We start from the raw sequence: 23,312 nt of genomic DNA, 5'->3' as shown, positions 1-23,312 counted from the left end.
ACAAACAGTAAAATGAAACATAAAAATATTAAATATCTGCTATTTCTTTCTGTTAGCTGCTTTCTTTGGGCATGCAAAAAGGAATTAAATGTATACCCTACCACATCGGAGATTGACGGTAATGTTATTGTAGATGCAAAAAGTGCTTCTACCGTATTAAACGGGGTATATTATCGCTTTGCCAATGCCGGTTTTGATTACAATAATATACCATCAGTAAAATGGGTAGATGTTAATGAGTCGATTCCTTCTGAGCTGGCTAATACGTTAATCATACCCGGTTATGATGATTTTAATGGGTTTACATTTAATTCCAAAACTTATGGCATAGATAACGTTTGGAACTATGGTTATGCACTGGTAAACGCAGCAAACGGGTTCCTGAAAAACGTTGCACCGGTTACCTCCATTCCTGACGCGGCCAAAAAACAGATGATAGCCGAAGCCAAATTTTTAAGGGCATTTGGCAACGAAGAACTATTGCTTTACTACGGCCAGTATAATAATACGGGCAGTAGCTACGGTATCATATTACATGATGAATTTGTAACAACCGATAATGCAAGCCAGCCCCGTTCAACCGTAGCTGCCGCATATACTTCTATCCTTGCAGATCTGGACGCCGCTATATCCGGTTTGCCTGCGCAAAACACGCAAACATTTTATGCTAATACCACAGCTGCCAAGTTGTTAAAGGCGCGGGTTTTAATAAATCGTGGTGCAGCCGGTGATTATGCGCAGGTGGTAACGCTCACGAAGGATGCTATCAATAATGGCCCTTTCGTATTGGAAGCGAATGTCAAAGACCTCTTTTTAAGTAAAGGTTTTACCAGTCAGGAGGTGGTACTAAGCGTACAACCATTTTCAACAGAAAACTACAAGTTTCAGGATTATCAATATTATCAGCAGTATGTTGCCACAGATAAATTAAAAAGCCTCTTAGCCAATGATCCCCGTAACCAATGGTATTATAAAGATTATCAAAGCCCGTATTATGGCACGTTACCTGAATTAACCAAATACTATTCAGGTGATGTTAATAATATAGCTCAAACGCCGCTGTCAGAAAACTGCTATGCTTTCCGCCTTACAGAAGCATATCTGCTGCAGGCTGAAGCCATCACTTTGGCCGGAGGGAACCTTTCCGATGCCAAAGCATTATTAAAAACTGTACTGGGTCATGCCGGTGTCAGTGATTTTTCTGCTGTTGACGGGGCAACCACGCCGGCCGCATTACAATTGCTGATTGTACAAGAAGAAATGAAAAGTTTTGCAGGCGAAAATGGTGCTGACTGGTTTGCCTTACGCAGACTGCCATTTGCAACCATAAAAACACTGCAGCCCGCTATTGCAGCTGCTAATCAACTCATCTTACCTATCCCCGACAGCGAAATAATCACCAATAATAAAGTTATTCAAAACCCAGGTTACGGAAATTAATCTGTACCGGCATGAAAAAAACGTGGTATTGTACTGGTGGCGATGTTGTGGTTTACGGGTATAGGCAGCAAGCGCTGCGCACAAAAAATAATATTAAAGGAAACCTATAAGGTATCTCTTCGGGCAATAAATAGTGTTAGCGGCCACAGTACGGCCGCTAATTAATTGCTCCATCAATAGTTTAATCATACAAAATTAAAAGCACTGGATTTATGAAAACAAAACAAATAGGGTTTACGCTAATAGCGTTGCTATCAATGCACCTTGGATTCGCGCAGGTGAACAAACCTGCAGGTCAATTCACCTTAAAAGGTAACCTCAGTGGTGCGCCTGTTGACTCCGTTTTACTTTATTATCCCGGTAATGGAGATAATTACGAACACCCATCCAAGCCTGTTTTAAATAATAAATTTATAATAACCGGCCGCATAAACCAGCCCGTTAATGCCACACTGCTGTTCAAAAATAAAGGCGAGGTCATCCCTCCCGAAAAGCAGGAAGACCGGATGCGCGGTTTTTATATTGAGCCAGGGCTGATGACGATTAGCGGCAACCCGGAGAATATCAAAAAGCTAATTTTAAAAGGCTCAAAAACCCAGGCTGAATATGAAGAATTAGAGGCTAAAACTTTGCCTATACGTGCAGAAGAGCAACCGCTTATTGATGCATTGTATAAAGAGAAAGACCATGAAAAAGCCGCGGCCATACATGAGCAGCTTGAACCGTATAATGACAGAGTCAAAAAAGTGGCCTACCAGTTCTTTTTGAACCACCCCAACTCATACGTAACATTAGATAGGATGAGGTTTTATGTTGCGCAAACCAGTCTTGATTCTGTAAAAAAGGTTTATAGCAATTTTAATCAGAAGCTGAAAGAAACTGCCCGGGGTAAAGAACTGGCGTCGGAAATTAAAAAGATTGAAGCCGGTTTACCGGGCCGGTTTGCTGCGGATTTTACAACGGTTGATATTAACGGCAAGCCTTTGTCGTTAGCCGATTTTAAAGGTAAATATGTAATGCTCGATTTTTGGGCAAGCTGGTGCGTGCCTTGCCGCAAGGGCAATCCGCATATGATAAGCCTTTACAACAAGTATAAAGACAAGGGCTTTGATATAATAGGGGTGGCGGATGACGATGGCAAACCTTCGGCATGGCAAAACGCCGTGGCCAGGGATAGTATTGGTATATGGCATCATGTTTTAAGGGGGCTTGATTGGAACCTGATCCGTAAGCATAATGCTAATCCGAAAGATATCAGCCAAAAATTTGGGATCAACTCCTTACCTACAAAAATATTGATTGATCCGTCTGGTAAAATCATAGGCCGCTATGGCGACAGCTTTGGAGGTACTGATGATGATATGGATAAAATGCTTGCTTCAATTTTTAATAAATAAAACACAATCAAATGAAAAGAAATATAATTTGGGGGGCATTAGCTATGGCGATGGTACCTGCTGCGTTATTCGCGCAGAACAATAGTTATACCCTAAACGGAAAGATAGGGCATTTGATAGCCCCGGCGAAAGCTTACTTAATGTATAGCACCGCTGCCGGCAGGCAAACAGATTCTGTATTGATAAATGACGGGGCTTTTAGTTTTAAAGGGGCGGTTGAAAACCCGCTAAGTGCTTATCTTATTATCAACAAACAGGGTACCGGTCTTCGCTCCAATGCATTGAATGTTAGGCAGCTTTACCTGGAACCGGGGACGATTAATGTGACCAGTCCAGACTCGTTGGATAATGCCGTGGTTAAAGGCGGACTGATCAATGTTGATAATGAAAAGCTAAATCAATTATTGGCCCCGGTTAGCGAAAAAATGACGGCATTAAATAAAGAATATGATGCCGCATCTGATGAGAAAAAAAAATCAAAGGCGTTTAGTGATGACATTGACAGCAGATATGAAAAACTGGAAAGTGAGAAAAAGGCTACCAGCATTGCTTATTTAAAAAACAATCCAAATTCACTGGTAAGCCTTTTCGCACTTCAAAGTGTTGCCGGTGCTGTTCCGGATGTAAATGAAGTGGAACCGCTTTTTAACACACTTTCAGCTGCTGTAAGATCAAGCAAATCGGGAAAGGACTATGCCGCTGAAATTGTAAAAATGAAAAAAATAGCCATAGGTGCACTTGCGCCGGATTTTACACAGGCTGATACGGCCGGCAAAGCCGTTTCCCTTCACGATTTCAAAGGCAAATATGTATTAATTGATTTTTGGGCAAGCTGGTGCGGACCCTGCAGGGCCGAAAACCCTAATGTTGTGAAAGCATTTAATCAATATAAAGAAAAAGGGTTTACTATTTTAGGCATATCGCTTGATCAGCCGGGGGGCAAAGATAAATGGCTTAAAGCTATACATGATGATCATCTAACCTGGACACAGGTATCAGATCTTAAATCCTGGAAAAATGATGTTGCACAGTTGTATGCTATTCAATCAATCCCGCAAAATTTCCTGGTAGGCCCCGACGGAAAGATAGTTGCCAAAAACATACGGGGCGAAGATTTGCAAAATAAATTAAAAGAGGTGCTGGATAAATAGTATATACGCTTATTCGGTACAAGTTGTAATTAAACGTTGCCAGGGTCGGAGATTATGCTGGACACGGAATAGCAGAACAATAAGAAGACAAGAACTATATCTTGGTTTTTAAGTAGGTATTCTCGCACGAGCTTCATCGATTGGGTCATGTGGCTGTTGACGGTTGGTACAGAGATACCCAATTCTAAACCGGTTTCTTCGTAGGTTTTGCCTTCGATCTTGCAGCGGGTGAAAACCTCGCGACGCTGTGGCGATAACTGGTCAATGGCTTTTTGCAGAAGTTCACGGCTTTCTTTGGTTTCCAGCAGGATGTCTGAATGCAGGTAAAAATCTGTGGCGTTCAGCAGTAATCTGGCAGCCAGTCGCTTGTCTTTGGCGATCCGGCGGAAATGATCGTAAACCAGATGCTGTGCGATAGTAAACAGGTAGGCTTCAAAAGATTGTTGGAGATCGATATCTTCCCTTTTTTGCCATAATTTAAGAAAAAGGTCTTGAACGAGTTCATCGGCTATGGCTTCGTCTTTAACCAGGGAAAAGATGCGGCGATAGATTGGGCGGAAGCAGGTACTGTATAGTTTGTTAAAGGCGCGTTCATCATTGTTGTGGAGTCGTGCCAACAAGTACTGTAGTTCCGTATCCTCAAATAATTTCACGCTGCCAATAGTCTAAAGAATTTACTAATGTAACAATAATCGGTTATTTCTCAACTACTAACGGTTTCAGTTCAATAAAAATATTTTATTTTTTATGAATTTTTATCTTTGATTATCAGCATATTATGAAATAGTTGAAGATTATTCGCCTTTTGATTCATTGTTTTTTTTTCGATTGACGTATTACCACAATAAACGCTTGAATTATGGATGGAAGCCAACGGGATTTATGGGAACGCTTTATTCGAAACGAATGCACGACAGCAGAAATCGAAGCTTTATTGGCACAATTTAACAATGCCGACAATGAAACCGATTTGCTTATGCTGATTGAAGCAGAACTGCATAAAGAGGCAATCCTGATTGATCCTGCCTTACCTGACCTGGAACAGAAGGAGAAAGAAATATATGCAACCTTATTGCCAAATATCCGGATGGAACGCAAACTATCGTTATGGCCGCGCATTGCTGCCGCAGCTTCTATAGTAGTATTATTAGGATTTGGCGGTTATTTTGCGTTACACAAGAAGCATACATCGGTACGATTAGCGCAAAATCATATACAAATTATTGCTCCGGGACAAAATCGGGCAACGCTAACGCTGGCCAATGGCCAAAAGATCGTTTTGGCTAAAGGTTTGAAAGGGCAATTGGCAGTACAGGGCGGGACGGTTATTCAGGCCAGTGACAACGATATTACCTACAGTATCACTGATAAAGAAGAGACAGTTAGTTATAATATCTTATCCACAGCGAAGGGCGAACAGTCTCCCTATCCATTGATTTTGGCAGACGGTACCAAGGTGTGGCTGGACGCGGCTTCTTCAATCACATTTCCAACGGCTTTTACCGGCAAACAGCGTAAAGTCCAACTCTCTGGACAAGGTTATTTTGAAGTAAGTCATAATCCTGCTATGCCATTTATTGTGAAAACATCCAAGTCTGAGGTGCAGGTATTGGGTACACACTTTAATGTATCGGCGTATGACGATGATCAGGAAACTAAAACAACGCTGTTGGAAGGTTCGGTGAGAATAAAAGGCAAAACTGCAACCGGCATACTAAAACCTGGAGAACAAGCTGTATTAACGGACAATGACCGACTGTCAATAATTAAAGACGTAGATACTGAAACGGCGGTTGCATGGAAGAATGGATTGTTTGTCTTTAAAAATGCGAGTATCGAGCAGGTTATGACGAATGCTTCTCGCTGGTATGATATAAATGTTAAATACGAAGGAAACGTTCCTAAAAGAAAGCTTAATGGAAGGATGTCACGTGCAGCGGATATCTCAGAGTTGTTGGGGATATTACAATTTGGCGGCATTAAATATCGGATAGAAGGAAAAAATATCATTGTCGCTAATTAGATAAAGGCAGGCTCATGGGAAGGCCAATCTATTGAATATCTGATATAGTAACGGATTTAATAAACAACCAATTATTCACTTAAAAACTAATTATGGAGAAAGAACTACGAACAACCAACTAAAAACTGATACCCTTAATGATTATGTATAGCCTATTAGTGTAATATCCTTATTACACAGTTGGCCTGTATAAATAAAAACCGGGGAGTGCTGTAACACTTTCCCGGCTTATATCTGGGTATCCAATCATCAGAAGTAACCAATTTAAATCTAACGTTTAACCCAAACTAACCAAAATTATGAAAATTAATTTAAAGTGCGCGGAAGCGTCATGGCGCACTATGTCCCAAATTTTTCTAATTATGAAGCTAACGATTGTCATATTGATTATAGCATTTGCACAAGTAAGTGCAAAAAGCTTTGGTCAGCTAATTACTCTTCATGAAAAGAATGTGTCTGTAGACAAGGTTTTATCATTAATAGAAACCCAGACAGGATATCATTTTGTATACTACGATAATCTTGATGTTCTTAAATCAAAAACTTTAAATATTAATGTAGAAAAGCAGACCATTGCCAATGTTCTTGACCAGTGCCTCAATGGTATGCCGGTAAGTTATAAAATATTCAAAAAGACCATCGCTTTAAAGGAGACTGAGCCATTACAAACTGAACAGCCGGTTATTGCTGTTCAAAAGATCAGCGGAACTGTTACCGACGACAAAGGTGCGCCATTGCCCGGAGCATCTGTAATATTAAAAGATACTAAAAAAGGTACTGTGACCAATGCAGAGGGACAATTTTCAATTGATGCCAAACCTGGCGACGTGCTCGTTATTTCTTTCATAGGTTTTCAAACCAGGGAGGTTGTAATTGGCTCACAATCGAATATTGAAGTCAGAATGACCGCTTTTGCCAACTCATTAAATGAACTGGTTGTTGTAGGATACGGCACGCAAAAAAAGGTTAATTTAACCGGGGCAGTTGCCAGCGTAGGTGCGGATAAACTGGAAAGCCGGCCAATAGTTAACCTTGGAGATGGTTTAAACGGCTTAATCCCTAATTTGAATGTTAACCTTAACAACGGACAGCCTGGCACCGGGGCCAGTTATAGCGTAAGAGGGTATACAACCATAAGCGGGAGCCCAAATCCGCTGATATTGGTTGATGGGGTACAGCGGGACCCCAACCTGATAGACCCTAATGATGTGGCGAGTGTATCGGTATTGAAAGACGCCGCTTCAGCGGCTATTTACGGGGGGCGGGCGGCTTTTGGCGTGATCCTGATTACCACCAAAACCGGCAAAAAAGGCGCTACGCAAATTACGTACTCGGGCTCCTACACTTCATCTCGGCCAACCAAAATGCCTGATTATATCAATTCCAAGGATTACCTGAATATGTTTAACGCCGCCCAAAGATCGGGCGCGAAAAGTGGCGGTTATACGTCCAACGATCCTTTTACCGCTCAGGATTCCACTAATATCATGGCTTATTTTAACGATCCTGCCCATAACCCTTCGGCTTACATCGATCCGGGAAATCCGCAGCGTTACCGTTATGTAGGCAATACCGACTGGATCAAGGTATTATATCCCGGCTGGGCACCTCAGCAACAGCACTATTTGTCGGTATCCGGTGGCGAGGGAAAAACAACGTACTCGGCCAATATGGGTTATTTTACCCAGAACGGATTGGAAAAAGTAGCCAACCAGGTATATAAAAGATATACGCCAAGCTTAAAAATTGTATCGGATGTTACCAAATGGCTTACGTTCAATTTCAATATGTCGATGACGCATACGGATAATAACCAAAGCGCCTATACTAACCAGTCCAATCAGGGCGGTGCATGGATCCCGAACGACCTGCGTCCTTTAATGCCCGTGTATAACCCCGATGGAAACTATTCAGGCCAGGGTAATTATACCAATCCTGTAGCGGTTATAAAGCAAAATGGGAGGGATATCAACTCCGAAAATGATTTCTGGACAACCGGCCGCATTATATTAAACCCGGTTAAGCACCTTACAATTACCACAGATTATACCTGGAACAGCTACACTGCGTTTGACAGGGAACAGGTTATCCCTTTTAACGAATATGGTGTCGACGGCGCTTTTTTAAATATATTCCCGCATACCAATCCATCAAGGGTATCTGAATACCGGCATAATGATAATTACAATGCCTTTAACACTTATGCTACATATGAAAACACTTTTGGAGCTAAAAACTATTTTAAAGCGCTTGCAGGATATAACCAGGAGTATTTTCATTATGTACTAAGCAATGCCACTGCACACAACCTGATAGACCCTACGCTGCCGGCAATTGGCACCAATAATGATCCAAAACCTACAGTAAATGGAGCCGAAACACAATCTGCCTTAATAGGCACTTTTTTCAGGCTGAACTATATATATGATAAAAGATACCTGTTAGAGGTAAACGGCAGGTATGATGGCACATCACGTTTCCCGGCTAATAACCGCTATGCTTTTTCACCATCAGTATCGGCGGGCTGGAACATAGCCGGGGAAAGCTTTATGGAGGGGCTTAAAAGTACCATTGATGAATTAAAGATCAGGGCTTCTTATGGCCAGTTACCCAATCAACAGGCATCAAACGGAGTATCGTCATCGGCGCAGTATCCTTATATAGCCACGCAAGGCACAGGAACGGTTAACTATTTATTCAATAACCTGCCGGGTGTTACTGTAGGTGCGCCGGGCCTTATCAGCACTACCCTCACCTGGGAAAAAGTGCAGACAAAAAATATAGGTTTAGATTATGCCTTGTTAAATACCAGGCTAACCGGCAGCCTTGACTACTTTATTACCGATACTAAAAACATGCTGGTTGCCGGCCAGCAATTGCCGGCAGTTTTAGGTACGGGTGCGCCTCTAAGAAACGCCGCCGATCTGAGGACAAAAGGCTGGGAGTTGAGTGTGAGCTGGAAAGACCGCATGTTTGATAAGCAGCTGTTTTACAGTGTCAGCCTTGGTCTGTCTGATTCCAGGAGTACCATAACCAGGTATGACCTTAACCCAACATTAAGCATAGGTGATCATTATCCGGGCGAGAAGCTGAACAGCATCTGGGGCTTTGTAAGCGATGGTTTTTATAAAACTGATGCGGATGCCGCAAAAGTTGATAACAGCGCGCTTGCGGGCTATACCTGGCTTGCAGGAGATGTTAAATACACCGATTTGAATAACGATGGAAAGATTAGCTACGGCAACAATACGGTAACAAACCCGGGCGATCAAAAAATTATAGGCAATACTACCCCGCGCTACCGGTTTGGGGTTAATTTAAACCTTGCATACAAAAGTTTTGATTTCGCGGCTTTTTTCCAGGGGATCTTAAAAGGCGATTTTGTACCTAACGACTACGTTTTTTACGGATTTAAAGGTAATGAGTGGAATATCCCCTATGGGTACGCAACAGACTACTGGACGCCACAAAACCCAAATGCCTATTTTTCGCGTCCGAGGTTTAATGGTTCAGGAAACCAGCAAACCCAAACCATGTATTTGCAAAATGCTGCTTACTGCCGCGTAAAACAAATAACCCTGGGTTATTCGCTTCCGGCACAGCTTATTAATAAACTAAGCCTGCATAAGGTGCGGGTATATGTTACCGGCGCCAACCTTTTTACCATAACGTCCATGTTTAAAGGTTACGACCCTGAAATTGTGAGCAATGGCGGCAATTTTGGCACATATCCCATCAATAAATCGGTATCGTTTGGCCTGCAGGCCACTTTATAAACTAATTTAAATCGTTAAATAAGATGAAAAATAAGCATATTATATTCATGACATTTTTTGCTGCGCTAATATTGGCATCATGCAAAAAAGATAGTTTTCTTAACCGCTATCCGTTGAGCGACATCAGTCCGCAAAACTTCTTTAAAAACGAAAGCGATTTGCAGGTTTATTGCAATCAATATTACAGTACTTTACCCGTGCAAAGTTTTGTGACTGCCGATGACGATTCTGACGATAAGGCAAATGCCTCTATTAATTCATTCCTTGCGGGCACATCTACAGTACCCACAAGTGGGGGCGGATGGAATTTTGGCTTTATCCGTACCTGCAATTTTTTCCTGGCCAACTATTCAAAAGCGACTATAAGCAATGATATCAAAAACATTTATGTAGGCGAAACACTGTTTTTCAGGGCTAATGATTTTTGGGGCAAAGTAAAAACATTTGGCGATGTACCTTACGTTAATAAATATATTGTTGATACATCTAAAAGTGTTTTATTCGGAACCCGCATGCCGCATAAGCAGGTGATGGACTCGGTACTCAAGGACATTAACTTCGCTGTTGCCCACCTGCCTGTAGATGCCCCCGATGGCCGCCTGAACAAGTATATGGCACTTGCGTTAAAGGCCAGGGTATGCTTGTGGGAAGGAACTTACCGTAAATATTTTGGCGTAGGCGACGAAACGATTTACCTGCAGCAGGCTACCGATGCAGCAGAACAGCTCATGGATTCGGGGCAGTTTGATATTTACAGCACGGGGAACCCCCAAAGCGATTATTACAACCTGTTTATACAGGATGAGCTACAAGGTAACCCTGAAGCCATTATGCCTATGCGTTACTTGACAACAGTATTAACCAATAATTTCGACAGGCAGCTTGGCGAGGCCGGTGACGGATATTCCAAGGATTTTGCCCGGTCGTTTTTATGTACCGATGGCAAACCAACCTCGCTTAGTCCGCTTTATAAAGGTGATAATACGCCCGATGATGAAGCAACCAACCGCGACCCCCGTTATAAACAACAAATTGCGACAAGGGGTTTCGATTTTTTAAATGGGGATATCATTACGCTGCCCCGTATCGGTACATCAGTTACTTCTACCGGTTATCAGCCAATAAAGGGGCGTTCATCAAGCCTTGCCGCCTGGAATGCAGGGCAATCTACATTTGATGTATTTATTTTCAGGTATGCCGAAACGTTGCTGATAGAAGCAGAGGCTAAGGCCGAACTGGGGCTTTGTACGCAAACAGTTTTGGATAATACAATTAATAAACTGCGCGATAGGGTCGGCATGCCCCACATGATCATTGCCAGCCTGGTTAAAGATCCAAAATCGGATTTTCCGGCATTACCGGTACTCATTGATGAGATCAGGAGAGAAAGAAGGATTGAACTGGGATCAGAGGGATTTCGCTTTGATGATATGCACCGCTGGCACGCCGGTACGCTCATCAATAACTCCGAAACAGCGCTGGGTATGAAACTTACGCCTGCACTCAGGGCCCAGTATCCCGCAGACCAGGTAAGCAATATTGTTGTTGACGGTAATAATTATATCAAAGTTTACCCGGGTATTACCCGCACGTGGAACGATAAATTATATTTAAATCCTTTACCTATACAGGAGCTAACCCTGAACCCTAACCTGAAGCAAAACCCCGGATGGTAGTAAGGCTTAATTTATTAAAGTAACATCAGTTTTTAGCCACAACCTTATTTGCTTCGGGTAAGGTTGTGGTTATGAAATAATTTAATTGGAGTGTTTTATTGGTCAATAATAAACAAAGCCCGATTGGATATACAGAATTTGTTGAGGCGAATGATATCAGGATCAAAGTTTATTTTGAAAGGCATTACGAATTTTTGCAAAAAACGGTGTCCTGATATAAGTGGGGTAAAAAGGCGGTCTTTAAGCAAGCCAAACAACTAAATTATTAACATTATTTATTCTAATGGATTTTAAAAGATTACTGACGTTTTGTTTCGTGTTAACCGGTTTAAACCTGGCTTACAGCCAAACCCCCGACTGGGAGAACGAGCAGGTTTTCGGCATCAATAAAGAGGCTACCCACGTAACCTATATCCCTTATGCCAGTACTGAACAAGCTTTAAGAGACGTTGCCGAAGCCTCGCCGTATTATTTTACCCTGGACGGGCAATGGAAATTCAACTGGGTAAAGCAGCCCTCAGAAAGGCCGGTCAACTTTTATCAGCAGGAATTTGACGATGCCGCCTGGAAAACTATCCCGGTACCCTGCAATATGGAAATGCAAGGCTATGGAACGCCAATTTATACCAATATCACCTATCCCTTTAAAACAAACCCGCCCAAAGTAATGAACCCTGCGCCAGCTGATTGGACGGTAAGCAAGGAGCCCAACCCGGTGGGCTCATACCGGCGCACTTTTGATATACCTGCCAATTGGGATGGCAAACAGGTATTTGTACATTTTAATGGTGTGCAAAGCGCCTTTTACATATGGGTTAACGGGCAAAAAGTAGGTTATAGCCAAAACAGCATGAGCCCTGCCGAATTTAATATCACCAGATATGTAAAGCCAGGCAAAAATTTAATCGCCGTTGAGGTTTATAAGTATAGCGATGGCAGCTACCTGGAAGATCAGGACATGTTCCGCTTCAGCGGAATTTTCAGGAGCGTGTTTGTATATGCCACGCCAAAACTGCACCTGCGCGATTACTTTATGCAATCGGATTTATCGGCCGATTTTACTTCGGCGAAATTCTCGGTTAAAGCGGCCCTCCGCAATTATGCAAAAAAAGCAGCAGGAGGTATCCTGGATGTTGTCATTTACCAGCCGGATGGGACATTATTAAACAATAAAATATTTATTACACAGAATATAGCATCGCTTAATGGTAATTCAGAAAAAAGCTATCAACTGGAAGGCAATATCACTCATCCGTTATTGTGGTCTGCCGAAGAGCCCAACCTGTATAAAGTTGTGTTTACCCTGAAAGATAAGAAAGGTACCATACAGGAGGTGCTGGCATCTGAATTTGGTTTCCGTAAGGTGGAAATAAAAGACAGCCGCCTGTTTGTAAATGGCAGGCCTATATTACTTAAAGGTGTAAACCGCCACGAAGTACACCCCAAGTATGGTAAAACCATACCCATGGCCACCATGATCCGCGATATAGAACTGATGAAACAATATAATATCAATACTGTACGTACCTGCCATTACCCTGACGACCCCGCCTGGTACAAGCTGTGCGATGAATATGGTTTATATGTGATTGATGAAGCCAACCTGGAAACCCACGGGATGGAAGATAAGCTGACCAAAGACCCCAAATGGAAACCCGCTTATGTTGACCGGGAGGTACGCCTGGTTGAACGGGATAAAAACCATCCGTCAGTAATTATCTGGTCGATGGGCAATGAATCATGGGGAGGCGAGAATTTTGTAGCCGGACGTGCGGCTATTTTGGCACTCGACCAGTCGCGTCCTATCCATTACGAAGGACAGAATGATGTTGCCGACATCGAATCAAGCATGTATCCATCTATAGGCGAGTTGACCAAAGAAGGGGAGAAACAATCACCCAAACCATTTTTCATGTGCGAATACGCGCATGCCATGGGTAACGCTATTGGCGACCTGAAGGAGTATTGGGATGCTATAGAATCGCACAAGCGATTAATAGGCGGCTGTATCTGGGAATGGGTAGACCAGGGTGTAAATAAAGCCATTCCCGGGGATACAAGCGGCAAAACCTTTTTTGCCTATGGTGGCGATTTTGGCGATAAACCTAACGACGGAACATTCAGCATTAAAGGGCTGATAACTTCGGACCGGCAAATAAAGCCCGAAATAGAAGAAGTAAAAAAGGTTTACCAGTACATTGGTATAAAGGCCGAAGACCTGCTGCAGGGCAAAGTAAGCATCACCAATAAATACGCTTTTATTAATCTTAATAAGTTCGATCTTACCTGGGCTTTGGCTGCCGATGGCAAAGTGGTTCAAACGGGTACCATGCCTGCTTTAAACCTTCCGGGCGGGCAAACAGCAGTAATTGATATCGCATACCAAAAGCCGGCACTGCTTGCCAGCGCGCAATATTGGTTAACAGTATCTTTGAAGCTTCGCGAAGATAATCTATGGGCCAAACGAGGGCATGTAGTGGCCTGGCAGCAAATGGCTGTGCCTTTTGAGCAAACAGCAGTGCCGGTAATAAACGCGGCTACGCTTCCGACCTTAACAGTAACACAAGACGCTAAAAAATTAAACATAGCAGGTAAGGTATTCACATTGGCCTTTGATAAGCAAACGGGAACCATCAGCTTCCTTACTTATGCAGGTAAAACAATAATAAGCAATGCCCAAAACGGCCCCATGTTTAACCTTTACCGTGCCCGGATGGATAATGACCGCACACAAGAACGCGGCCCTTACATTGAATGGATGAAGGCTGGCTACGATAGCTTGCAATACCAGCTGACAAGCTTCGAAGTAAATAAAACAGATAGTAAATACGTGCAGGCCACCACCGTTACCGATGCAGTAACCCGTTCGGGGTTTAAAGTAACCACCACCATAACATACACCGTTTATGGCAATGGGTTTATTAACGTAGATGCCAGGTTTAGTCCCGGCAAAAACGACCTGGATATACCACGCCTGGGCCTGCGGTTATTTTTAAACGAAGGGCCGGAACATATAGAATGGTATGGCCGCGGTCCGCATGAAAACTATTCGGACCGTAAGGAGTCGGCTGATTATGGGCAATACCAAAAAACGGTAAACGAAATGCTGGAACCCTATGAACGGCCGCAGGGAATGGGTAACCGTGAAGATGTACACTGGCTTAAAATAACTGATGATGAAAATAATGGTGTGATGATAGTTGCCAATGGCAAGCTGAATTTTACTACCCTTCATTACACAGATCAGGACTTAGCGAAGGCAGAGCATTTGTACCAGTTAACGCCGCGTAAAGAAACCGTTTTAAGCCTTGATTTTAAACAATTGGGTATAGGTAATGCAAGTTGCGGGCCTATATCGCTGCCTCAATATTATATTCCGGACAGCCCCGCAGGTATTTCATTCACGATCAGGCCATACGCAACAACTGATGGCGCTGCAGATGAATATGCCAGGTATATGCTAAAATGATAATCAGAACAAAATATTTAACTCAATTTCTTAACTATCAACCCATATGGATTTTAAACAAATTATTAAACCGATAAAAAAGCAACTCGGATTAATCGCTATGACGTGCATCTTAATGCCATTGGCGGTTAATGCGCAAACGGCCCCCGCTCCTGTTGGGCCGGTACCCAACGCCAGGCAAATTGAATGGTACCATCGCGAAATTATAGCCTTCTTTCACTTCGGGATGAATACGTTTGCCAACGTTAATGAAGGTGATGGCACAGCAAGCCCCCAACTGTTCAATCCTACAGCATTGGATTGTAACCAGTGGACAAGTGTGCTTAAAAGCGCCGGGATTACAACGGCCATTTTGGTTGCCAAACATGCCGATGGTTTTTGTAACTGGCCAACCGCGCATACCAATTATTCGGTAAAAAACAGTCCCTGGAAAAATGGTAAAGGCGATGTTGTAAAAGAATTTACAGATGCGTGTAAAGCCTCGGGAATAAAAGCAGCAATTTACCTGGGACCGCATGACAGGCATGATTCCAGGTATGGCACACCTGATTACAGCGATTATTATGCGGACCAGCTATCGGAATTACTAAGAAATTACGGGCCCATTTGGGAAATATGGTGGGATGGTGCCGGCGCCGATCAGATTACCACATCTTTTTACGATCGCTGGGCCGATACCGTGCGTAAATTACAGCCTAATTGCGTTGTTTTCGGAACAAAGAACTCATACAAGTATGCCGATTGCCGCTGGATGGGCAATGAATCGGGACTATCCGGCGATCCCTGCTGGTCAACCATCAATCCGGTTTCTATCCGCGAGGAAGCCAGCCATATTACACAATTAAACCAAGGTGAAGTTGACGGTACCGCATATGTGCCGGCCGAAGTAGATGTATCCATCCGCCCAAGCTGGTTTTATCACCAGGAGGAAGACGCCCATGTTAAAACTGTTGCCGCTTTGTGGGACCTTTATTTCAATTCGGTCGGCCACAATAGTGTGCTGTTGTTAAACTTTCCGCCTGATAAACGAGGGCTGGTTTCTTCTATCGATTCCGTAAGGGCCGCGGGTTTACATAACCTGATCAACGGCACATTTAAAAAAAATCTTGCTGCTGGTGCTGCTATCACATCACTTCATCCGCGCGGCGGAAAATATATGCCAGCTAATATGGTGGATAATAGCGAAAGTACATACTATGCAACAAGCGATAACGCGGTTACAGATACCATAACTTTTAACCTTGGCAAAAAGAAAACATTTGACGTATTGATGTTGCAGGAGGTTATCGAACTGGGCCATCGCACCACAGGCTGGTCTGTAGATTATTCATCTGATGGAAAAGATTGGACTCCTATTCCTGAGGCAACCGGCAAGCAGACTATCGGTTATAAATGGCTGATTAAATTTAAGCCGGTAACAGCATCAAGAGTTAGGTTGCGTGTTACTTCCGGTAAAGCCTGTTTAGCCCTTCATACTTTTGGCATTTATAAGCAGCCATAGTTACTATGAAGGTCTGATCAGAGCGAACATTCAATAGTCATTCGTCCGCTCAACTGAATTTTATTGTTGGACAGGTAATGGTTCTGTCCATTATACGCGAAAATTCCCGATTTTTTCAAAGGGTTCCTCTGCAATCCATGAACAGGCGGAAAGCGCTATTCTCATGGCTTTTAGTGTTGGGTTGGCTATATTTAACTTTGAACTAATATCACTAAAATGAAAAAAAAGACCAGCCAAAAGAATTGCAAAAAAAGAAACATCAAAATTTGATAACAACGAAGCTGAATTAATAGATCTGATCGCCCAACTTATAGTAGATGATGATGAAAATGATAAAGATTTAGACTCGGAAATTTAAAGAGTATTTGAAACAAATCCCCAAAAGGGATTAGAATACCCTTAAGTCAACATAAATACCTGAATATTAGACAGCTGTATTATTCAGCAAAAGCATGATCAAGAAAGCACTTTAGCTAAAAAACAAGTAATCCTATAACAATCAAATTGTTATAGGATTAAATTTGTAGTAGTAGCCCAGAAGGGAAATTCTTTGAACACTTATTGGAGTTTTTAGAGGTAGTAGAGCCAATATTAGATGAGCCAGCCTAATAATATTAAAATGATTAATCTATCTTCATTTGGAGGCAATGAAGCTATTTCAGGCCACAGTATATGGCATCATACTGACTACCTGTAGAATTTGGATGTGTATAAAACGCCAATAAATATTTAAGATAGAAAGTTAGATTTACCCCCTCCCAAGCACCGCCGCGGATAGCAAACCTAATAAAGTGGTAAATGCAGTTTTTGATCCAGTCTTGTAACAAGTTTTGGATGTTTTACAGCCAAAGAAATCTGATTGTCTACTGTTCTTTTTGATACGCCTAAAATAGTTACTATTTCTTCATTGGTTAAATGTTTATTCCTGCTCATCTGAAAAATAAGGTTACAGCGTTTAGGTAATTGTTCAAGATATCGATTTAAATCATGCTGCAGTTCCCGTTGCTGGATACGCCAGGCATGTACAAGCTATCATGGTATTGGTTATTGTATTCCTCAATTACAAGCTTGCTGTTAAAGGGCCGGTTGTTGTAACAGCATTTACAGTAAAAAATACAGCCAATTGGCGTGATTATGTTTTCGACAAGGGGGCCCCCCTTGCCTCCATTAGGCGTTTGTCAACAAAAACTCCACCTGCCCGAGGTGCCGTCAGCAGCACAGCTTGCCGAAGAAGGCCTGAACCTCCTTTATTACACTCTTTGCCTGCCATCAATTGTCGATTGCACAATGGACAGCAATCGGTACCATTATTTATTATAATGGCGGAAAAGTTGGTATTGGTACGGAAACGCCAGACTATACACTCGCTGTAAAAGGACTTTTCCAAAGCGCAAAATTTTTCTTACAGTCACGAAGCACCTTTGCTGACGTCTTTTTAAACGGGATTATCCGAAGGTAAACACCGGTATAGCTTCTTTTCTGCCAGTTGACAGGTCAATTGTAAACAATTGTTTTTGGGTTGCAGGATTACCAGCAGTAAATGAAACCATAACTGAGAAGCTTATCACAAAGCTTCTAACCCGGCACCCAATATAAGCAAAAAGCCCCCGGAAATTAAACCAAAGGCGGTTAAAAAACCGGTGGGCTTTAAAGCATAACCAAACTATCACAATAGCAATAACAAAATAAATCATCGATATTCCATAAAATGTGGCCCACTGCAGCCAGTTTACAAATTCCTTTCCCATTTGTACAATAGGGTCGTCCGTATCCTTTATAATCAGGTAACTGTTTTTTCTGATTTTCTCTGAGTGTATCCTTTTTTCTTCGGGGCGATATGGTTAACATTGATTTGGTGCGGCCCGCGGCTGACCGGTTTTTTTTAAAAGAAATTGCCGTTATTGCTGATGCCCTTTAACGCGCAACCACCCTTAAATAAACTTTTGTTGCCGCATATGTCTGTCACATGGCGATAGGGCCGGGAACTTTAAATCCCCAATTTGTGCAAATGCTATTTTAACCGCCTTCTATTACCCTTAAAATAGCTTTACAATAAGCTGTTTTCACCCTGTATTTCGCTGTGGGTATCAATGATATTTGACATATCGGAATAGCAGATTATCGGCCTGTTATAAACCATTAACAGCCATTACAGAAAGCCAATTAGTGAAAGGGAAGCTGTTTAAGTGCTCCGAAATTAATTAAGCGTGATACCCGGCGCTTAAAGCGTTGAATACTAAACATACACACTATTAATCACTAATTGCTATGTCTATATTGACCGACAACAAGTTAGCTGACTACGTTATCCGCGCCAACGCCGAGGCGTCGGCGGCACTAAGCCCTCAAAAAAGAAAGAACTGGCGGGGCAGGGATTTTCCGGCTATATGTGCTACTCTTTCATCGAGACTGCTAAAACCACCAGCAGCATCATTTTAAGCCGGTCGCCGGGTGATGCCGGTACCGACCTGATAGAAAAGGGTTACGACCTGAAGGGGTTCCACATCAAGGCCAAATCATGTAACTGGGGCCGGTTTATGGTTCATTGAGCGATAACTTGCCCAACTATACTTGGTTTGAAATCAGGTTAACCGGTATTAAGGCGGTACATCCAGACGAATTATCGACGCTGGAGCTTAGTTTTTATGATGACAACAATGCCGATACCGAGTACGGCGCGCATCCCGTGGTGCTGCGCTATAAAGTAGAGGCGGTACCGGCAAACCCTTTAACTATAACATCATTTACTGTAAACGATTCGGGCAAAGAGCTTAAATTTAAGTGGGTCATAAGCGGCGATAATTATAATTATACGATAACAGATGGTGATAACAGCAAAATTATCTACAGTTCGCCATTAATACCGCAACAACTTTTACGTATCCTGATGTGCCATCAGGTAACCACGCCTATATATTAATGGCAACCCAGGGTACGTAACCGTAAAAGCAACAGTTATGGTGCGGGCTTTGGTCAATTCAGGATGTTATGCGATAAGGAGCCCTATCGTTGCCGGTAAATCTGGTTATACAACTGGAAATATTTGTGCCGCCAATGATTTGTCGGCGCTTTTTAGTTTAATGCTTAAGCACACAAGCGGTGGCGTGGGGGGTATTGACTGTATTGGTTATACCAACGAAGGCCTCTCGGGCAACTGGCAGGCTATTAACCTCAGCGAAGACGATAAAACAGCGCTCAGGCCCTTTGCCTTATCGCCAATGGTACATATAAAAGAAACAGGCCAGGCTTTGGGCCGGTTGCTGTTTATTGGAGGCGACAGGGTAAAACCCACTGAAAGTTCCAACCGCATAGCAACAGTTAATCTGGAGCAGGCAAATAATCCTAATTGTACCAAACTTAAAAAAACAAACAAATGAAAAATCCTTTTAAAGTCTTATTCACGTTAATTGCATCGGTATCGCCTTTTTTGCTGTTTGCACAAACAGATGCCCTCTATATTAATCCTAACGGTAATGTAGGTATCCACACCACTGAGCCAAAAGCGATTTTGCAAATAAATGGCGGTGAAACAGAGACTAACAATCCGGTATTATTAAATTTATACCTGCCACATTTTCGCTTTCCAGCGGTGGATTGGGCAGGCCAGTATGAAAGTTTCCGTTTCTTGCAAACAAATATTGGTAATGAACTTAAAAAATATGGCTTCAAGCCATTTAACGTTGGTGCAGGTGGCGTTTCTATAGGCTATGATGTAACTCCGGGTGCTAAATCGGCTGCTGCACTTTATGTAAATGGCCTGGTTGGTATAGGCACAACAAGCCCGACATCGCCCTTGCAGATTGCCAGAACGTCTGACCTGGCTCAACCGATGCTTAGCTTAGATCAAATCACCCAAACCTGGGAAACAACTACACGGTTTGATAACTACCGTTACCTGCAAACAAATTTTGCAGGCACTCAAACCGACGGCAATTTCAAGCAATTTAACGTAGGGCCTGGCGGAGTAGGCATCGGTTATAATCCGCCTTCTTACAATTCTAATAGTGCACTTTATTTAAGTGGCTACCTTGGTATCAAAACTGATGCGCCGGCATATCCACTCGATTTACACGGCGTGGCACACTTTTACGGCAATACAACAGATGTACCTTCCACCGGATTCGGGGGGCTTGTTATTTCCTGGAACAAATCTCAGGGTGCTGGCGAAACCAACTTTTACAATACCACAGGGCCACAAGGAACCAGAGGGGGGTTCACATTTATAAACATTAATAAAACAGAGGTTCAAAAAGAGCTCATGTCCATTACGGAAGATGGCCGTGTCGGCATCGGCCACTTGAACCCCGATTACCCTTTAGACGTACACGGCATGATAGTGGTTAATAACCCTAACAGGAAGGATGTAGGCGAAAAAGACGTGCCAGGCAAGCCATACGGCTACAACCATGAAGAGAAACCTATCACTATACATTCAGAATATGGTGTGATGGCGGGCTATGGTTATTACCTGACTTCTGACCGCCGGATAAAAAAATCAATCACTGCCGCCAATAACTTTGCAGATCTGGACTTGCTTAACCAATTCAAGGTGGTTAGTTTTCAGTATAAAGACTCGCTGGGATACGGCAACGGCTTTGTAAAAGGGTTTATAGCGCAGGAGGTTGAAAAGCTTTACCCCCGGGCCGTTAATACCGTTCAAGACTTTATCCCAAGCGTTTACCAAAACTCGCAGCAATGTCTCCTTATCAACGGCAGGCTGACGGTTAAACTGGAAAAACCGCATCAGTTGGCAAATGGCGATGTAGTGCGGCTTATCACCAATGAGCAGAAAGTAAAGGAAATGCCAATTACCCTGGTTGATGGTAAAACCTTTACCGTAGCTGGCTGGGATGGAAACGCCGATAAGGTTTTTGTTTATGGTAAGCGGGTGAACGATTTTAAATCTATAGACTATCAGCAAATTTTCGCGCTCGGGATCAGCAGCATCCAGCAACTTTCAAAAGAAATGGATAACCTGAAAGCAAAGAACGAAATGTTGCAAGAGATGGTAAAAAAAATGGAGGATAGGCTTTGGTCCCTTGAAAAACGCTTGGACGTATCCCCTATAGTCGCAACGCGGGCTGCAGCAACAGACAAATAGGATTTTCAAAAACGACTTCATAATGATAAAAGGTGCATTTTATGTGCTTTTTTTCGTAACCGGGGAGGAGGAATTTCCGTAAATTTTTTTAAAGCGCTTTAAAAGCTGAGCAGCATATAGTTTTCACGGGCATCAAAGTTTAAGGAAATGTACATGGCATTGGTCTTGACCTTAGGCTTGGGCCTGGTTAGATGGTTGAAGCGTTGCAGCTTGTTTTGAAAATTCTTGTTTTCAATTTCGCCGGCAAAGCGCTGGCCATAATCAAGCCGGCTTCCCCGGCGGTTACTTTATTCTCCTTGTAATGTAGAATCTCCTGGGGGATTATTAGGTGGTTGAATTGGATCAAGCGGAATTCTTGTGGGGGGGGGATAAAAAGTTAGGCATAGATATTAGCAAGTCTGAATAAGAAGAAAGAAGTATCCCTTACACCTCTTAAAGTAGCTCTGAAAGCCTTGACTTTAGCGTTGAAAGATTCTGCAGATGCGTTGGTACTCTTGTTATCGAAGAAGTTTAAGATAGATTCATAATGCGTTTTTACAGATCTGGCAACAGTTTTAAAAGCATCAATACCTGCGTCTTCTACATCATTATACCAGATTGCCAGTCTTTTAAACGCCTGCTGCTTGTCTTTACAGATAGTGAAAATCTGCCCCAGCCGGATTGACAGGTTGTAGGCTTTGAGCAACAAGGGATACCTTGGAAACAACAAATCAGCTCTTTCTTTCTGTGATACGGTCCATTTAGATGGGTGTTTAAATAGTAGATACCTGCTTCTGGCCAGTAATTGTTTTAAAGTATCCCCGTTGCTAAATACTTCAGGCTGATAGCTTTGCTTGTTCTTTTTAGCGTCCTCTATTGCTTTGTTCTCTTGCTCTAATGCTTCCCAGCGATATTTGATCCTAGCTTCCTGTGCAGCATCATAAGCCAGCTTTTGTACATGGAACCGGTCAACAACCCGCACAGCATTATTGAAACACCTGCGGATAGCTTTGATCATGTTAGCAGCCATATCCATCGTCACTTCCTTAACTTTATTCCTTTTGCGGACAGGTATTCGCTCCAGTACAGCCATGATCTGTTCGGCCTGTGTGCCTTTGATCATCGCTACGATAGCCTTTTTACCCCCTTTGGCTGCTTTATTGGTAACAATGGTATACAGTTCTCCGTTGCTCAAGGCGGTTTCATCTATACTAAGGTAAGGGCCTATATTATCTGCAAACAGCATCCACTCCTCTGCATGCTCTTTCTGGCCCCAGCTCTGAAAATCACTCAGGTGATCTTTATATTGCTGACCGAGCTGCTTGCCGTCCACCTGATATAACTTGCCTAATAAATGGCTGCTAATAGGATGATTATCCAAATATACCTTTTAAAAAAGTGCCGAATTCTGTTGTCATTCGCGCACCTTTTCTTACTAAATCCCAGTCTCTTGTGATGATCTCTCCACTTGTTTTTACTTCCCACCTGCGTCTTTTGATACAAAGAGCTACTTTATGACCGCGGATGGGAAAGTCCTGTATAGCTGTTTCCGGTAAGAAACCTTTTGATTCAAGTTGTGCCTTTTCATACCCCGATGGAGCGAGGTTCTTTTCTTCCAGGTAAATGTTTAGCTGCCCATTTTCTGAAGAATTAACATTTATAAGCTCAAAATATGCTAAGATACCTTCTGGTAAGATTAAACGGACAAGGGTTTCGTATGCTGCTGACAAGGGTATTCGTATTTGTTATTCCTGCCGCAAAACAAATACTTTTTTTATTCGCCCACAACTTTTCGGACT

Annotated in this window: 16 protein-coding genes; 12 read left to right on the top strand and 4 right to left on the bottom strand. The window is 42.7% G+C overall.

Annotated features, from left to right (window positions below; all coding sequences use genetic code 11):
* Positions 1 to 12: 12 nt before the first annotated feature.
* The 3 genes from AC1RM2_RS13550 to AC1RM2_RS13540 all read left to right on the top strand — a co-directional run bounded on the left by AC1RM2_RS13550 (position 13) and on the right by AC1RM2_RS13540 (position 3,988).
* Positions 13 to 1,440, top strand: a complete 1,428-nt coding sequence (locus AC1RM2_RS13550) for a RagB/SusD family nutrient uptake outer membrane protein (protein ID WP_492985592.1) — start codon at positions 13 to 15, stop codon at positions 1,438 to 1,440.
* Positions 1,441 to 1,652: 212 nt separating this feature from the next.
* Positions 1,653 to 2,837 carry a TlpA disulfide reductase family protein gene (locus tag AC1RM2_RS13545; protein WP_492985591.1) on the top strand — a complete coding sequence of 395 codons (1,185 nt, stop codon included), beginning with the start codon at positions 1,653 to 1,655 and terminating at the stop codon, positions 2,835 to 2,837.
* A gap of 11 nt (positions 2,838 to 2,848) precedes the next feature.
* Entirely contained in the window at positions 2,849 to 3,988 is a 1,140-nt protein-coding gene (locus AC1RM2_RS13540) for a redoxin domain-containing protein (protein WP_492985590.1), read from the top strand.
* 29 nt (positions 3,989 to 4,017) lie between these two features.
* On the opposite strand, the gene AC1RM2_RS13535 is transcribed toward AC1RM2_RS13540, so the two are convergent.
* Positions 4,018 to 4,641, bottom strand: a complete 624-nt coding sequence (locus AC1RM2_RS13535; RefSeq protein WP_492985589.1) for an RNA polymerase sigma factor — start codon at positions 4,639 to 4,641, stop codon at positions 4,018 to 4,020.
* Positions 4,642 to 4,847: 206 nt separating this feature from the next.
* Between AC1RM2_RS13535 and AC1RM2_RS13530 the strand changes: the two genes are divergently transcribed.
* From AC1RM2_RS13530 to AC1RM2_RS13510, 5 genes are all read left to right on the top strand, one after another.
* Positions 4,848 to 6,011 (top strand): FecR family protein, encoded by a 1,164-nt coding sequence (locus tag AC1RM2_RS13530; RefSeq protein WP_492985588.1) that lies wholly within the window; start codon positions 4,848 to 4,850, stop codon positions 6,009 to 6,011.
* A 362-nt stretch (positions 6,012 to 6,373) separates the two neighbouring features.
* The gene (locus AC1RM2_RS13525) at positions 6,374 to 9,787 is read left to right on the top strand and encodes a SusC/RagA family TonB-linked outer membrane protein (protein ID WP_492985587.1); all 3,414 of its coding nucleotides are present in this window, start codon (positions 6,374 to 6,376) and stop codon (positions 9,785 to 9,787) included.
* A gap of 23 nt (positions 9,788 to 9,810) precedes the next feature.
* Positions 9,811 to 11,463 (top strand): RagB/SusD family nutrient uptake outer membrane protein, encoded by a 1,653-nt coding sequence (locus tag AC1RM2_RS13520; RefSeq protein WP_492985586.1) that lies wholly within the window; start codon positions 9,811 to 9,813, stop codon positions 11,461 to 11,463.
* A gap of 283 nt (positions 11,464 to 11,746) precedes the next feature.
* Positions 11,747 to 14,932, top strand: coding sequence for a beta-galactosidase, LacZ type (lacZ, locus tag AC1RM2_RS13515; protein WP_492985585.1), 3,186 nt, complete (start codon positions 11,747 to 11,749; stop codon positions 14,930 to 14,932).
* Positions 14,933 to 15,032: 100 nt separating this feature from the next.
* Positions 15,033 to 16,433 carry an alpha-L-fucosidase gene (locus AC1RM2_RS13510; RefSeq protein WP_492985584.1) on the top strand — a complete coding sequence of 467 codons (1,401 nt, stop codon included), beginning with the start codon at positions 15,033 to 15,035 and terminating at the stop codon, positions 16,431 to 16,433.
* A 783-nt stretch (positions 16,434 to 17,216) separates the two neighbouring features.
* Here AC1RM2_RS13510 and AC1RM2_RS13505 read toward each other — a convergent pair.
* A complete protein-coding gene (locus AC1RM2_RS13505) occupies positions 17,217 to 17,429 on the bottom strand; it encodes a sigma factor-like helix-turn-helix DNA-binding protein (protein ID WP_492988249.1) in 213 nt (70 codons plus the stop codon).
* A 1,364-nt stretch (positions 17,430 to 18,793) separates the two neighbouring features.
* On the opposite strand from AC1RM2_RS13505, the gene AC1RM2_RS13500 reads away from it, so the two are divergent.
* The 4 genes from AC1RM2_RS13500 to AC1RM2_RS13485 all read left to right on the top strand — a co-directional run bounded on the left by AC1RM2_RS13500 (position 18,794) and on the right by AC1RM2_RS13485 (position 21,534).
* Positions 18,794 to 18,982 carry an anthrax toxin-like adenylyl cyclase domain-containing protein gene (locus tag AC1RM2_RS13500; RefSeq protein ID WP_492988248.1) on the top strand — a complete coding sequence of 63 codons (189 nt, stop codon included), beginning with the start codon at positions 18,794 to 18,796 and terminating at the stop codon, positions 18,980 to 18,982.
* 8 nt (positions 18,983 to 18,990) lie between these two features.
* Positions 18,991 to 19,353 carry a hypothetical protein gene (locus tag AC1RM2_RS13495; protein WP_492985583.1) on the top strand — a complete coding sequence of 121 codons (363 nt, stop codon included), beginning with the start codon at positions 18,991 to 18,993 and terminating at the stop codon, positions 19,351 to 19,353.
* A gap of 160 nt (positions 19,354 to 19,513) precedes the next feature.
* Positions 19,514 to 19,810, top strand: a complete 297-nt coding sequence (locus tag AC1RM2_RS13490) for a hypothetical protein (RefSeq protein ID WP_492985582.1) — start codon at positions 19,514 to 19,516, stop codon at positions 19,808 to 19,810.
* Positions 19,807 to 21,534: a tail fiber domain-containing protein gene (locus AC1RM2_RS13485; protein WP_492985581.1), complete on the top strand. Its 1,728-nt coding sequence runs from the start codon at positions 19,807 to 19,809 to the stop codon at positions 21,532 to 21,534. The genes AC1RM2_RS13490 and AC1RM2_RS13485 overlap by 4 nt, the downstream gene beginning before the upstream one ends.
* A 376-nt stretch (positions 21,535 to 21,910) precedes the next feature.
* Here AC1RM2_RS13485 and AC1RM2_RS13480 read toward each other — a convergent pair whose 3' ends face one another.
* Positions 21,911 to 22,894 carry an ISAon1 family transposase gene (locus AC1RM2_RS13480; protein WP_492982900.1) on the bottom strand — a complete coding sequence of 328 codons (984 nt, stop codon included), beginning with the start codon at positions 22,892 to 22,894 and terminating at the stop codon, positions 21,911 to 21,913.
* The gene (locus AC1RM2_RS13475) at positions 22,887 to 23,243 is read right to left on the bottom strand and encodes an ISAon1 family transposase N-terminal region protein (RefSeq protein WP_492982898.1); all 357 of its coding nucleotides are present in this window, start codon (positions 23,241 to 23,243) and stop codon (positions 22,887 to 22,889) included. The genes AC1RM2_RS13480 and AC1RM2_RS13475 overlap by 8 nt, the downstream gene beginning before the upstream one ends.
* Between the last annotated feature and the right edge of the window lie 69 nt (positions 23,244 to 23,312).

Source organism: Mucilaginibacter sp. GW822-FHT03E02 (assembly GCF_058801545.1).
The sequence above is the reverse complement of the archived record's forward strand: the minus strand, read 5'-3'. Positions and strand labels throughout refer to the sequence as shown.